11 protein-coding genes and 2 CRISPR repeat arrays are annotated in these 12,261 nt (G+C 48.7%); of the genes, 6 read left to right on the forward strand and 5 right to left on the reverse strand.

Annotated features, from left to right (window positions below; translation table 11 throughout):
• The first annotated feature begins 22 nt into the window (after positions 1 to 22).
• From csy1 to cas6f, 4 genes are read left to right on the forward strand one after another with little or no spacing between them, the layout of a single operon-like run.
• Positions 23 to 1,375 (forward strand): type I-F CRISPR-associated protein Csy1, encoded by a 1,353-nt coding sequence (gene csy1, locus WN53_RS19550; protein WP_024487012.1) that lies wholly within the window; start codon positions 23 to 25, stop codon positions 1,373 to 1,375.
• Positions 1,372 to 2,295 carry a type I-F CRISPR-associated protein Csy2 gene (gene csy2, locus WN53_RS19555; RefSeq protein WP_024487013.1) on the forward strand — a complete coding sequence of 308 codons (924 nt, stop codon included), beginning with the start codon at positions 1,372 to 1,374 and terminating at the stop codon, positions 2,293 to 2,295. The genes csy1 and csy2 overlap by 4 nt, the downstream gene beginning before the upstream one ends.
• A gap of 11 nt (positions 2,296 to 2,306) precedes the next feature.
• Entirely contained in the window at positions 2,307 to 3,308 is a 1,002-nt protein-coding gene (gene csy3 / locus WN53_RS19560) for a type I-F CRISPR-associated protein Csy3 (protein WP_099049930.1), read from the forward strand.
• 11 nt (positions 3,309 to 3,319) lie between these two features.
• Entirely contained in the window at positions 3,320 to 3,874 is a 555-nt protein-coding gene (gene cas6f / locus WN53_RS19565) for a type I-F CRISPR-associated endoribonuclease Cas6/Csy4 (protein WP_046808184.1), read from the forward strand.
• Between the two features lie 129 nt (positions 3,875 to 4,003).
• A CRISPR array of direct repeats spans positions 4,004 to 4,692; the repeat unit is 28 nt; unit sequence GTTCACTGCCGTATAGGCAGCTTAGAAA.
• Between the two features lie 120 nt (positions 4,693 to 4,812).
• Here the strand turns inward: cas6f and WN53_RS19570 are convergent.
• Both WN53_RS19570 and pnuC read right to left on the reverse strand, forming a co-directional pair.
• Positions 4,813 to 5,835 carry an AAA family ATPase gene (locus WN53_RS19570; protein WP_024487069.1) on the reverse strand — a complete coding sequence of 341 codons (1,023 nt, stop codon included), beginning with the start codon at positions 5,833 to 5,835 and terminating at the stop codon, positions 4,813 to 4,815.
• Positions 5,832 to 6,389: a nicotinamide riboside transporter PnuC gene (pnuC, locus tag WN53_RS19575; protein ID WP_046808185.1), complete on the reverse strand. Its 558-nt coding sequence runs from the start codon at positions 6,387 to 6,389 to the stop codon at positions 5,832 to 5,834. Before pnuC ends, WN53_RS19570 begins: the two co-directional genes overlap by 4 nt.
• Before the next feature lie 492 nt (positions 6,390 to 6,881).
• Positions 6,882 to 7,450: a CRISPR direct-repeat array (repeat unit 28 nt; unit sequence GTTCACTGCCGTACAGGCAGCTTAGAAA).
• A 511-nt stretch (positions 7,451 to 7,961) separates the two neighbouring features.
• Here pnuC and tolA point away from each other — a divergent pair.
• Positions 7,962 to 8,345 (forward strand): cell envelope integrity protein TolA, encoded by a 384-nt coding sequence (gene tolA / locus WN53_RS19580; protein WP_024487015.1) that lies wholly within the window; start codon positions 7,962 to 7,964, stop codon positions 8,343 to 8,345.
• Between the two features lie 254 nt (positions 8,346 to 8,599).
• On the opposite strand, the gene WN53_RS28795 is transcribed toward tolA, so the two are convergent.
• Entirely contained in the window at positions 8,600 to 8,761 is a 162-nt protein-coding gene (locus tag WN53_RS28795) for a YnfU family zinc-binding protein (protein WP_021178250.1), read from the reverse strand.
• Between the two features lie 537 nt (positions 8,762 to 9,298).
• On the opposite strand from WN53_RS28795, the gene WN53_RS19585 reads away from it, so the two are divergent.
• Entirely contained in the window at positions 9,299 to 9,928 is a 630-nt protein-coding gene (locus WN53_RS19585) for a LysE family translocator (RefSeq protein WP_024487014.1), read from the forward strand.
• Positions 9,929 to 9,985: 57 nt separating this feature from the next.
• Here WN53_RS19585 and WN53_RS26905 read toward each other — a convergent pair whose 3' ends face one another.
• Positions 9,986 to 10,633: a winged helix-turn-helix domain-containing protein gene (locus WN53_RS26905; RefSeq protein WP_052754324.1), complete on the reverse strand. Its 648-nt coding sequence runs from the start codon at positions 10,631 to 10,633 to the stop codon at positions 9,986 to 9,988.
• A 339-nt stretch (positions 10,634 to 10,972) separates the two neighbouring features.
• On the reverse strand, positions 10,973 to 12,253 hold the full coding sequence (locus WN53_RS19595) for an NAD(P)/FAD-dependent oxidoreductase (RefSeq protein ID WP_046808186.1): 1,281 nt from the start codon (positions 12,251 to 12,253) through the stop codon (positions 10,973 to 10,975).
• Positions 12,254 to 12,261 lie beyond the last annotated feature (8 nt).

The following is a 12,261-nucleotide window of genomic DNA, read 5'->3' on the forward strand; positions in this document are numbered from 1 at the left end:
TAACATTGAGGTAAGGAGGCATATGAGTCAGAACGGATTAACCGCTTTAATTGTTGAATATATCGCCAATCGCAAACAGCCCAAGTTGGAGGCGCTGGAGAAAGAGACGGCAAAAAAACTGGCTGGGTTGGCTGATCCTGAAGAGATCGCAGTTGCTAAACAAACGGCATTAGAGCAGCGGCAGGAGCTAGAGAAAAACTATGCGCCACGCAATTGGCTGACCGATGCTGCTGGCCGTGCCGGGCAAATCAGTTTGGTGACGCATGCGCTGAAATTTACTCACAGCGATGCCAAGGGCAGCAGTATTTACAGTTCGGGGTCGCAGGAGCAGACAACGAACACTCTTTCTACCTCATCATTATCTCAGCCTGCTGTTGATGCGGTCGGCAACGCGGCGGCATTGGACGTGGCAAAATTGCTACAGTTGGAATATGAAGGTGAGTCGCTGATTGCTTGCTTGGCTCGCGACAACACTGTGCCGCTGGCGGAATTGGCAGAAGATCCTCAACAGCTGGAACAGTGGGTCACAGGGTTCAGGCAGGTATTAAACGATAAACATCTCTCTTCTCACACTTTGGCCAAGCAGATCTATTTCCCGATAGCGCCGGGCGAATACCATTTACTGAGCCCGTTGTTCTCTTCATCGCTGGCTCATGCAATGCACAGTCGCATTAGTGAAGCGCGTTTTAGCGATGCCTCCAAAGAGATATATCAAGCCTTCAAAGCTGGTGATTGGCACCCTGAACCCCGTGTGATTTATCCCAAAACGGCAGTGGTAAATATGGGGGGGACCAAGCCGCAAAATATTTCCTACCTTAACAGCGTACGCGGTGGCCGAGCTTGGTTACTGCCTTGTGCTGCGCCGATATGGCAAAGCCAGAATAAGCCGCCGTTGAACCAGAACTCTATTTTCCAAGAGCGTAAAGCATTCTCGGCTATGGCGAGAGACGCTGTGTGGCAGTTGAAGCAATACCTGCGCAGCCTTAATCCGCAGGATCGAAATGTAGAGATCCGCCAGCAGCGTGCTGCCTTCGTGGATGAGATTGTCGATACTTTGTTTAGCTACGTGGCCGGTATCCAAAACAGGGAAGATTGGCAATGCTGGAGCATGGAAGAAGGGTGCCAGCTCTCGCGTGCTCAGCAGTTGTGGCTCGATCCATGGCGGATTAAACAGGATAAAGATTTCCAGTTTGAGCGTGAAGGCGGGGATTGGAAAAAGGAAATCGCTATCGACTTCGGCGTTTGGCTCAATCACCAGTTAAAAACCGAAGAGATGAAGTTTAGCGAGGTTGAACGCCGTGAATGGTCAACCACGTCTTTGTTTAAACGTCGCCTGCGTGAGTTTGAACAAGAGTTTAAGGAGGACTTCGCATGAGCACTTTGATCGTATTACGTCACGTTCGAGTGGAGAACGCCAATGCCATCGCCGGGCTGACCTATGGTTTTCCAGCTATCACTCACTTTCTCGGCTACAGCCACGCATTATCCCGCAAATTGCAGCAGAGCCACGGTTTAACCTTGGCAAACTGTGGTGTGATTTGCCATCAGCAACAGCTTCATGCGTATTCCTCCGGGCGTGATTATGCTTTTGCCTTGACGCGCAACCCATTGACGAAAGAGGCGAAAACGGCAGCGTTCAACGAAGAAGGGCGGATGCATATCACAGTTTCGTTATTGATGGAGTGCCACGGCACCATCGTTAACGGCGATCAAGGCGCTAAAGCGTTGGAAGCGCACCTTGCCGAGGTCTGTCCAACCCAGCGCTTGGCCGGTGGCGTGATCACTGACATTGGCGCAATTAAGGTGATGGGTACTCCTGACAAACCAGAGGATCTGCGTCGGCTGATGCGCCGTTTGTTACCCGGATTTGCCTTGCTCTATCGTTCCGAATTACTGGCAAATCATTATCAAACGTTACGCGAGAGTAACCCACAGGCGGAGCTAATTGACGCATGGCTAGATTTTGCGGCGCTGAAATATCAGGCGCAGGACGAAAAAAATCCTCAATGGTGCTATCAGCCAAAACCTGCTGCTGGTTATCTGGTGCCGCTACAGACTGGATATCGTGCGATCTCTCAACTCTATGCACCGGGTGAAGTCGAGAAATCACGTGATCCAACAACGCCTTTTCGTTTTGCAGAACCTGTCTATGGCATTGGCGAGTGGCGCAGCTTGCACCGCATTACCGATCTGAATCAGTTGTTATGGCAATACCATCATCAAGGCGATGACTACCTCTGCCGTAGTGCGGTGCCGGTCATCACGGAAGACTATCAATTTAACGAAGAAGATTAACTTAAAGGATTATTCATATGGCTACTGTAAAGACTGCATCTGTCTTGGCTTTCGAACGTAAATTGGCAAACTCCGATGCCATCATGTTTGCGGGTAACTGGCAACAACCTGAATGGACGCCGATTGCGATCCAAGAGAAAGCGGTGCGGGGCACGATTTCCAATCGTTTGAAAAATGCGATTGCCAGCGATCCGGCTAAACTGGATGCCGAAATCCAAAAGCCCAACTTGCAGCGTGTGGATGTTGCAGCATTGCCGTTCGACACTGATACCTTGAAAGTCAGCTTTACCTTGCGTGTGTTGGGTAATTTATCGCAGCCTTCGGTATGTAACGATCAAGATTACCAAACCGAATTGGCGAAGGTGATCCAAGGTTATATCAAAGAGCATGGGTTTAAAGAACTGGCCGGGCGTTATGCTGAGAATCTGGCAAATGGTCGCTTCCTATGGCGCAACCGCGTTGGTGCTGATGAGATTGCTATTACCGTAAAGGGGAGAGAGAAAACCTGGCAATTTAACGCCGGCGATTACAGCCTGCGTAAGTTTAGTCAACCGAACGGCGATTTAGCTGAGTTGGCAAAGGAAATTGAGCAGGGCCTAGCAGGGGAAAGCTTTGCTTTCTTTAGTGTGGAAGCCTGTGTGCGGTTGGGCAAAGGACAAGAGATTTTCCCATCGCAGGAACTGGTGTTGGATAGCAACAGTAAGAAAAGTAAGGTGCTGTACCAGGTGGATGATATTGCTGCCATGCACTCGCAGAAAATCGGCAATGCGTTGCGTACCGTCGATAGTTGGTACCCCGACGCGGGTGAGTTGGCATTAGGGCCAATTGCGGTGGAACCCTATGGCTCAGTGACCAGCAGGGGGCAAGCCTATCGTCAGCCGAAACAAAAAATGGATTTTTATACGCTGCTGGATAACTGGGTGACTAAAGGGAAGGTGCCAGAAGTGGAGCAACAACACTATGTCATGGCCATTCTGATCCGTGGCGGCGTATTTGGCGAGAAAGGCGAATAAAGGGGCGACGTATGGATCATTACCTCGAGATTCGCGTGCTGCCGGATCCGGAGTTCTCAACGACGGAATTACTGGAAGCACTCTTTGCCAAACTGCATAGGGCATTGGGCAACGAAGGCCAGGGAAAAATAGGCGTCAGTTTCCCCTCTGGCGGTAAAACACTGGGCGATAGATTACGGCTACATGGCCCTCTAGCGGTGCTCACGGCCTTTGAGGCTTTACCTTGGCGTAAAGGATTACGGGATTACACGGAATGTGGCGAAATTCTGCCAGTACCCGCCAATGTAAAATACCGTACAGTGCGACGAGTGCAGATCAAAAGCAGCGCCGAGAGATTACGTCGTCGTTCTGTTCGCAAAGGATGGGTAACTGAAGAAGAGGCTCGCCTGCGTATTCCTGACGCCGTTGAGAAACGCTCAGCGTTGCCATTTATTCGTTTAAAAAGTCTATCCAGCGAGCAAACCTTTTTGTTGTTTATCGAACAGGGCAAGATTTGCGATAACGCAACAGAGGGGGTATTTAGTGCTTATGGTCTAAGCGCAACGGCAACCATCCCGTGGTTTTAACCCTAATTTAATGGCTGATTCTAACCTATTGATTTTAAAAGTTGGAGTCAGTCATGTTTAGAAAAGGGTTTTTGGGTAAGGTGGTTGTATTCTATTGTATTAACAGTTAGTTACCGCTGGCATGTAACAGTTCACTGCCGTATAGGCAGCTTAGAAACTTAAAGCATACTCAACTAACGAGGATAATATGTTCACTGCCGTATAGGCAGCTTAGAAAAGGAATTTTACAGCGCGTTTTTTGTCGAATTCAGTTCACTGCCGTATAGGCAGCTTAGAAAAGCGTTCTTCTTGTTCTTCTCGCAATAGGCCTGTTCACTGCCGTATAGGCAGCTTAGAAAATAAAGTGTTGCCGTAGCATCAAGGCTTCCCCGTTCACTGCCGTATAGGCAGCTTAGAAATTGGTCATCATCACAGTCTTTCCCACGACCACGTTCACTGCCGTATAGGCAGCTTAGAAATGAATCAGGTCTGGGTATGAGCGAACCTGGCCGTTCACTGCCGTATAGGCAGCTTAGAAAAGCGCTGCCAGCAGTGCGGTTACGTATTCTTGGTTCACTGCCGTATAGGCAGCTTAGAAACAAGGCGGCCATCAGATCATCTTCTGTTACGCGTTCACTGCCGTATAGGCAGCTTAGAAAAGAGGTGGCGGATGACATTTGCGCACTGCTTGGTTCACTACCGTATAGGCAGCTTAGAAAAGCAACGTCTGATGTTCGCAGGTTCCCGTAGCGTTCACTGCCGTACAGGCAGCTTAGAAAAATCACAACCCACTGAGAAAGAGGAACATATGGTTCACTACCGTACAGGCAGCTTAGAAACCACCACATATTCGGTGAGTGGTTTCGCCACACGTAAATTGTTGCTGCCTGGCAGCTTACCGACTACGGCCATATAGCCGCATTATTGTGCCAACATATATCCAATCGCACATTCTGTGTTTAAATGTTCAAAGCCTGTGAGGGAGAAATGTGGTCAAGTATTTGTTCTACTCGTTGTTCTACGCCTCCGGTAACGTATAGGAAGGGAATATCACGTCTGGTCAATTCTTCGATATACCATTGCTGTTGTCGTTCACGGAATGACTCATCCTGGCGTGTGCCGTCCTGATGAAAGACGAAATCGTCAGCACAAAGTATAACGGTATCATAATGTCGACAGGCTAACTCCTCCAGCAAAGGGTCTGCTCTACCAAACATGGCCAGCGAGTAAAATAACGTTGTCAGCGGAGAAGTATCACAAACTAAATATTGATTTGGGCATGCAGTCATCTCCCATAAGGTCTGGGTTTGTGCAATATGCAGCATGTCTTCGAAAATCAGATGTCCCTTTCTTTGTTCCCATCGTTCGCGGCCATACTCGCGGAGCGACACCGTGTCCAGTGCCGCAGCTAATGCCACACTCAAGGTACTCTTGCCTGTAGATTCCCCTCCCAGTATGCAGATGCGGTGGACAAAATGGGCGTACACTTCAGGAGCCATCAGGTGTCGATGTTGATGAATGTCCGATCGAATCAGTGTTCCCGATATGGCTTCAGGCCCCAGCTCGCGCATTAGACGTACATGTGAAACCTGCCGTTGAAAACGAGTGCTGAGCACCTGAGCGAATCCAGGGCCATAATCTTCGGCAGTGAATACGGCTTCAGGAATTATGTTTAGGTGTTGCAGGCACAATGAGGCGACAAAATGTCGGTGTGAATCGTCATCACCTTCATTATGTGGCATAGGGCCAATGCCCCAAGTTAAAGCATCCTCGGGTTCTATCACCAGAATGTGTGCTTGAGGAAAACGGGTCTGCAGATATGCCAGTCGCCTAGCAGGGCCGAAACCGGGGAGTTCAGGTAAGGAATAACTGATAATGACTAACGTCTCACAGGCTTCAAGTGCGGTGTTAATCAGTATTTCATGGCCATGATGTAATGGTGCAAATTTGCCCACAATTAGCCCAGTAGCAAAGCGTTTCATCGAGCTTTGATCTCCCGACGCCATTGATAAAGGCCGTACCAGGCATTACACCAGAAGATAAGATAGAGGATCGCCGTGATATATAGTCCCCGGGAAGCGTAAAGCGGGACCGCAATAGTATTTACCAGCAACCAGACATACCAGCTTTCGATCCTTCTCCCCATCAGCATAAACTGCGCCATGATACTGAATGTCATGATCAGTGAGTCGAGCCAAGGAGACCAGGCGTTGGTAAAAGTGTGGAGTACGTAGGCATAACAAGAGGATACCAACAAGGCTGCCAGGGCAAAAACGCCAAGTAATTTCCCGGGGGTTTTACGGATTTGGATTGCTTTACCTTGGTTGCCGGTAAGCCAGTTCACCCAACCTACGATACTGCTGGCAATGAAAAATAGCTGAAGCGTGACATCGGCGTAGAGCTGGACAGAGAAAAACACCCATCCGTAGAGTACGCAACCCACAATACCGATCCACCAAGTGTGCACATTATTACGAGCAGCCATCCACACCGAGGCGGCGTAGGTAGTACTTGCTGCTATTTCAATCAAAGGCATTGATATTTATTCCTTTAAACACAACGAACTCACCAACGTAGCAAGTTGGCTACTGGATAGTCTTGGTCTCCCTGTAGGAGACGATAAAGCTGCAATATAAGGGAGTATTTGGCTAGCTAAGTCAATATTGGGGGACTGATTTGTGGGCTTTAGCCACTTCAAAAATAGCGCAGACTAAGGATCTGTCGCATAAGACGAGTGTTGCATGTTGAGGAGCGCAGCTATACAGGAAGGTTTGAAACCTCCAATGCGGCAGCATCGGGTAGGGTAGAAATACGACTAATCAGCGATTTTAGTGGACAGATAGACTCGTAATCATTTCACGAAGGGGTATCTACCTCTGGAGTGGGTTGTATCCTGCTTACCCTAATTTTTGAGCCATTTATAACTCATTGATTTTAAAAACCAGAAAAGGAACGGTGAAAAAAGGGTTTTCTGATAACTATCAGGGTTGTTGTTTAATTAACAGTGGATTAGCGATAAGATATAACAGTTCACTGCCGTACAGGCAGCTTAGAAAAGTGCTGCGTCGGTGGCGGGGGTCAAAAGTGAGTTCACTGCCGTACAGGCAGCTTAGAAAACTAGGCAGGATGCTATTCAACGCCGGAAAAGGTTCACTGCCGTACAGGCAGCTTAGAAAGTTGAATCCCCAGACAGTATTCAGTCCATTGCGTTCACTGCCGTACAGGCAGCTTAGAAATAAAGAGCTACCTGGGGACATAGATTATAACTGTTCACTGCCGTACAGGCAGCTTAGAAAAAAGCCAGCGGGGCAGCACACACAGGGGGAGAGTTCACTGCCGTACAGGCAGCTTAGAAAGTGCGCTCGTGCAACCGTTTCGGTAATGCCCCGTTCACTGCCGTACAGGCAGCTTAGAAACAGTAGTAAACGAATATATGCCGCTGCGACCGGTTCACTGCCGTACAGGCAGCTTAGAAAGGTATTGCGTGACGAATCGGACTTCTATGAGGGTTCACTGCCGTACAGGCAGCTTAGAAAATATAAGGCCCACTGGATGGAATGATGAGGCAGTTCACTGCCGTACAGGCAGCTTAGAAAGAGGCGTAGAGCCAGTTGCATCAAGAAGAAGGTACAGGCAGCTTAGAAACTTCCCGATGCCGTCACGCTTGAGCAACGTAAGTTCACTGCCGTACAGGCAGCTTAGAAAAGATAGCTCAGCGTAAAGGGATAACGCTCGCGGTTCACTGCCGTACAGGCAGCTTAGAAATCGCGTAACGTTCTGTTTTCAGCATCGGCCTTGTTCACTGCCGTACAGGCAGCTCAGAAAACAAGGGATTTTAAATCCCTTTTGATTGGCGACAAAATGACTATATCGCTGGTTTTTTAACGGCACAAACTGTTCGAAACTCTAGTTAACCTATTGATAAAAAACGGGCGCAGCATGCAGCGCCCCTACGTGTGAGGCCGGTGAAGGTTTATCAGCTGTCTTTAAATCCCTTGTGTCTACCAATATTCATTGCAATGCAGCCAGCACAGAAATCAACTTCGGTTGTTATCGCGAAAGATCCTTTTTGCTACATTCAATGCAAACATTAAAAAGGAATTTAGACATGAAAAAACTTGCCTCAGTTTGTCTACTCAGCTTGTTGTTTGCCTCGGCCTGTAGCCCCCACAAAAGCTCCAATACCAAACCCATCGAGCTAAGGCCAACGGAAGTGGCACCGCTCGTTGATAAACCGCTCATGTACGCTCGTGAAGTTCGGGCAGCCATTCAAAGAAAGCTTTTTATCGAGGATGACTATCGCGGTAAAACCTGTGACATCAACATCAAGATGTCTAAAGACGGGAAGGTATATGACTTGCAGGGCAACGGCTATCCTCCGCTGTGTGAAGCTGCGATAAAAGCTATCAAAAATGCTGACATCCCCGCTCCATATGACGACGAAACCTACCAGCAATTCAAACAAACAGTGCTTAGCTTCCAACCTGTTTGAGCATCAGAGGCGGGGAGTCGATAGTCATGGGGGCTGCCTGGAATGAAATTCCGGGGTAAATTCCTAAATGAAGAAGGCAGGCATTACCCATTCAATGATCATGGGTATAATCACCGTGTTTGTCATATCCATTCAAACAACGTTCCGAAGTCCTTTGTGGTCTTTGCCGCTATCGAGCCCATTGATATTGATAGCGGTTTTTTTCACAGCCATTCCCACGGTATCCCAGCCGACGCAGTTCGTTCCTGGCACTCTCAATCTTCGCGTTTACGGAAATAATGTCCACAGTGGGGGCAGATCAGCGTGACGTTTTTTTTCACCTTACTGCGATTTTGCGGCGAACTTTTTGCGCATTCAGGGCAGGTGACATCAACGGGGGCGTCACCGAACAGCTTAAAAGCATCAAAGAAAGACATCTTTTTCACCGGGTAGAGGTAGGAGGAGTTCAGTGTACCTTTATCGCTCGGTGATAGCTCCACATAGATTGGTAAACCACTGGTAGAGACGTGGCTAGTTGCGCGCTAAAAGGGAGTAACAAGTGGGGTGTAGGGGCTAGGGGGCAGAAAAAAGCCCCGCAAAAAATGAGGGGCAAACACAACAACACCAGGGAAATCGTTGATGATTAATCTGCTATTACTATATGTTTTTTGAGACGAGAGTTCATCAATAAATTGCTGCATTATTGCAACATTATAGTTAATTAATTTGTATGTATTTGGCTTTATTCATACGTTTTGTGAATTTGTTCGCTATTTGTGAGCAATAAGTCGGCATGCTGGTTATTTTTTGTTGAATTGATACCTTTGCGGGTGATTTCTTGCTCCATCACCCCTCCCCAAACGGAATGTGACTTGAATCACATTAGGCAGATCCCCTATATTCCCCACCCATAGCGATGTTGTCGTATTGCGATGCAGCGGCGCAGAGAGTTTTACATTTATCCGGAGTTGTTGATGGAGTTAACTACGCTTTTGCTTTACGTGATTGCCGTCAGTGCGGTGATGGTGACGCCTGGCCCTTCCATGCTGTTGGCGCTAAACAATGGTGCAATCCACGGTATGCGTATTGCCAGTTACGGTTTCCTGGGGGCGGTATTGGCCGATTTGTTGCTGATCGGCGCCGTCGGTTGCGGGCTAGGGGCGTTGTTGCAGGCCTCTGAGCAACTGTTTGCCGTGGTGAAGTGGGGTGGTGCGTTATATCTGGTCTACCTGGCCTGGGTGCTGTGGCGAGCGCCGGTAAAGGCTTTAGCGGTAAGCGCTAGCGCCGCCGCGGCGACCGGGAAAACGGCATTCCTGCGTTCCCTGATGGTCGGTTTGTCCAACCCTAAGGGTCTGCTGTTTTTCTCGGCCTTTCTGCCGCAGTTTATTCAGCCAGAAAAGCCGATCGCCATGCAATACCTGATCCTGGCATTGGTCAGCGCGATGATCGACTGCGTGATGATGACGATTTATGCCTACGGCGGCCGCCATGCGATGCGTAAATTCTCGGCGAACGTGATGCGCTGGGTAAACCGTAGCTGTGCTGGCATGCTTGGCGTGTTGGCCGTAGGTGTTGCGCTTTATCGGCGTAGCGATGTGAGCTAGAACCTGTCGGTTGAATCAGCGGGCGCAGCATGCTGCGCCGCTACTTGGCGAGAATGTTTACAGTTTCAGGGAGCTAACCAGCTCCCTTTTTAATAGGTGACTGCCTGTGTTAGCAAAAGAGGAAAGCTTAGGTATATGACCTACTGACGACTCTGCAGTTGACTCGCAGAGCACATTGCTCCACCTCATAGCGGTAACGTTCGCATCTGATTGGTAGTAGTGCTGATAGATGTGAAATATATGTACTACGGTAGTCACCGTTAATATAATCACCAGCGCAATTAAAACGTAAGTGATTTTAACTTTGCTCAGAAAATTCTTTTTCTCTTTACGAGGTAATTCAGGTTCACCCTGATTAATCGCGATCTCTTCAATGGCGACATCACTGGCAATTCTTAACCCTACTTTTGGTATGGTTTCTATGATGTTTTTATCAATACCCATGCTCTTGATAATCCGCCGTAGCGTACTCAGGCATTGGTTGAGATTATTATTGCTGGCCTGTAGGCCGTAATCATCCCACACTTTTTGCAGAAGCACTTCTCTCTCAACAATTTCTCCTTTATTTTTAATAAGAAAGGAGAAAAGTCGAGCTGCAGATGAGGAAATGGTGACGATTTCTTCCTGAACTTCCTGATGATAAAAACCGACGCTATTCGGGCAGAAAAGGACATCTCCTTCGATGAGATATTGGGGCTTTGTCATGTTGATTCACTCCATGTCAGACAGTGCAATTAACTTAATTAACGTTAATCCTAAGTCTCATAATATTGTTTTTTTGGCGGTAGAGCAACAAAGAAACAATATAAAATATAGTGGAATCAACAAATTCCAGTTTAAAATCCGCTCTATTTCATAACGGCAGTTATTAATATTAAGTAAATGGTCTGTAAAATATTAAACGGTATTTAATAAAAATTAAGATCGCTAACTTACTGATAATTTTGCTAAACAAAGGTTCTAACTAGTCCGACCTGTAAGAATCAGCCTAGTTAGAAAAATGTATCAATTTAAGTAGCAGATTTGTGCGGAGGCAGCGTTGAATTAAACCCCAATTCGATCGCGTAGGGTGTAGTAGGCAGCACCGATGGCGGTGAAGGGGATTTGCAGGTTACGGCCGCCAAAGAACGGCAGGTGCGGCAGTTTAGCAAAGGCGTCAAAACGTTCTGCATCGCCACGCATCAGTTCTGCTATCAGCTTGCCCGCCAGATGGGTGCAGGTCACGCCGTGCCCGCTGTAGCCTTGCATGTAGTAGACGTTGTTTTCCAACCGGCCAAACTGCGGCATGCGCGACAGCGTCAGCAAGAAATTGCCGGTCCAGCGGTAATCAATGCGTACGCCTTTCAACTGCGGGAAAGTTTTCAGCAGTTTAGGGCGGATCAGGTTATCGATATCATCGGGATCGCGTGCGCCATATACCACGCCACCGCCATACAGCAGCCGGTTATCGCCGGTTAAACGGTAATAATCCAGCAGGTAATTGCAATCTTCGACGCAATAGTTTTGTGGGATCAGTGAGGCTGCCACTTCTGGAGCCAAGGGTTCGGTGGTGACCACTTGAGTCCCGCACGGCATACTGCGTTTGGCCAGCCTTGGTTCCAGTTTATCGCCCAGGTAGGCATTCCCGGCTACGATCACGTAACGAGCGGTGACTTGGCCGTTGGCGGTGCTGACCACCGCTGGCTCTCCGTGACGGATATTGGTGACTGCGGACTGTTCGAATATCCGTCCTCCTTGCAGGCGAATGGCCTCGGCCTCGCCCAATGCCAGGTTGAGTGGATGAATATGGCCGCCGCTGTGATCGAGTAACGCGCCAACATAGCGATCGCTGCTGACCTCCTGGCGGATACGGTCGGCATCCAGCAGTTCAAGTTGCGTATTGCCGTAACGCTCCCAGTGTTGCTTTTGATCGATCAGCGCGTGGTACTGCTTATTGTTCAGCGCGGCGAAGATCCCGCCGGGGCGATAGTCACAGTCAATGGCATAGCGTTTGATACGGCTGCGGATAATCTCTGCGCCTTCAAACATCATGCTACCAAGCACCTTGGCGCTTTCTGCACCGTAACGGCTTTCGATCACGTCGATGTCACGGCTGTAGGAGTTGACCAGTTGGCCACCGTTGCGGCCACTGGCACCAAAGCCGATGCGGGCAGACTCCAGCAGCACCACGTTATAACCGGCTTCAACCAGGAACAGCGCCGATGACAGGCCGGTATAGCCGCCCCCCACGATACAGACGTCACAGTCGATCGATTCATTCAACTGCGGATAAGGCTGATGGTCATTGGCCGTTGCCGCGTAGTAGCTTTTTACGTGTTCAGTCATCATCAATT

The organism is Serratia fonticola, from assembly GCF_001006005.1.
GTDB classification, from domain to species: Bacteria; Pseudomonadota; Gammaproteobacteria; order Enterobacterales; family Enterobacteriaceae; genus Chania; species Chania fonticola.